Here is a 1503-nt window from a genome sequence, read left to right as displayed (position 1 = left end):
AATTTTTTAATTATCCTATTATTAATAGGGTCATCTAAACAAATAAATGATTTTCCAAACGAAGGAACTTTTTTAATAAAATTAATAAAATATTTTTCTAAGTCATCCATAGATTTATAAAAATCCATATGCTCTCTGTCTATATTTGTAACAATTGAATAAGTAGGAGGTATATGAAGGAAACTCCCATCAGACTCATCTGCTTCCAAAACTGTCCAATCACTCTTTCCTAGCTTAGCAGTATTTTTGATAGAATTGATTACTCCTCCATTAATAATTGTTGGATCTAATTTAGTTTTTTGCAGTATTGAGGTGATTAAAGAAGTTGTTGTGGTTTTTCCATGTGAACCTACTACAACAATATTTTTCATAAGAGAAACAATATGGGCTAACATTCTTCCTCTTGTAATAATTGGGAGTTTTTTCCTTCTAGCTTCAATGTATTCTGAATTATTTTTTTTTATTGCTGAAGAAATAACTGCTATTGTTGCATTTTTTAGATTTTGTTTTTTTTGACCAATAAAAACTTTTATTTTTTCTTTTCTCAATCTTTCTATATTTTTATTTGATGTTAGGTCACTACCTTGCACTTTAAATCCTTTCCCTTTCATAATTAAAGAAAGTCCACTCATGCCAATACCACCGATGCCAATGAAGTGAATAACCTCAGTTTTTGCTAATTCAATTTTCATTAATTATATTTAATATTTTTTGATGTACATTAGTCCAAGTATTTTTGTAATTTAATTTTTTTAAATTTTCCTTTTTTTGTAAAAATTCAGAATTATTAGATAATATATTGGTTAGAAGTTGCTCAATATCATCCTCAAATGTCTCTTGTTTAAGCATCCAACAACATTCTTTTTCTTTATAAAATAAAGCATTCTCAAATTGATGATTGTCCTTAGAATGTGGTAAAGGCACTGCAATAAATGGTATGTTTAATAAAGATAATTCAGCCAAGGTTGAAGCACCTGCCCTAGTTATACAAATATCTGAATTATTAATTAATTCTTCAAATTTTTTATTAAAACTGAAGATTAAACATTCAACATTATTTTCAATATAGAAATTTTTTAAATTGAGAATATTTTTTTCACTTGTTTGATGCAAAATTCTGATTGAGTGTTTTTTTGAAATATTAACAATTTTATTTTTGAGATTAATATCAAATATATTCGCTCCCTGACTTCCTCCAACAATCAACAAATCTAATTTTTTATGGTTAAAATTTTTTTGTTTTAAAGTATAAAATTTTTCTCTAACTAAGGGAAATATAGTTTCAACTTTACCTTTATATTTTGGTGGAAAATTTTTTATTTTCTCTTTGTAACAAATTATTTTTTCACATGAGCCTAAAAAAAATTTATTTGCTCTTCCCAAAACTTGATTGGGTTCTAGCAGGTAAATCTTTAATCTTAAGAATTTTGCTGCTAGTAACAATGGAAAAGACATATATCCTCCGGTGGAGAATAATTTTTTAATATTATTTTTTTTTAATAA

At 25.7% G+C, this 1503-nt stretch carries 2 protein-coding genes; both read right to left on the bottom strand.

From position 1 onward, the window contains the following. Positions 1-692, bottom strand: a 692-nt coding sequence (locus ACTT83_RS06505) for a Mur ligase domain-containing protein (RefSeq protein ID WP_440919271.1), incomplete at its 3' end; no start/stop codon positions are given. Next, a partial coding sequence (locus ACTT83_RS06500; RefSeq protein WP_440919270.1) for a UDP-N-acetylglucosamine--N-acetylmuramyl-(pentapeptide) pyrophosphoryl-undecaprenol N-acetylglucosamine transferase occupies positions 682-1503 on the bottom strand: 822 nt, incomplete at its 5' end. The genes ACTT83_RS06505 and ACTT83_RS06500, both read right to left, overlap by 11 nt.

The sequence above is a fragment of the Candidatus Pelagibacter sp. genome (assembly GCF_052049775.1).
GTDB lineage: Bacteria > Pseudomonadota > Alphaproteobacteria > Pelagibacterales > Pelagibacteraceae > Pelagibacter.
The sequence above is the reverse complement of the archived record's forward strand: the minus strand, read 5'-3'. Positions and strand labels throughout refer to the sequence as shown.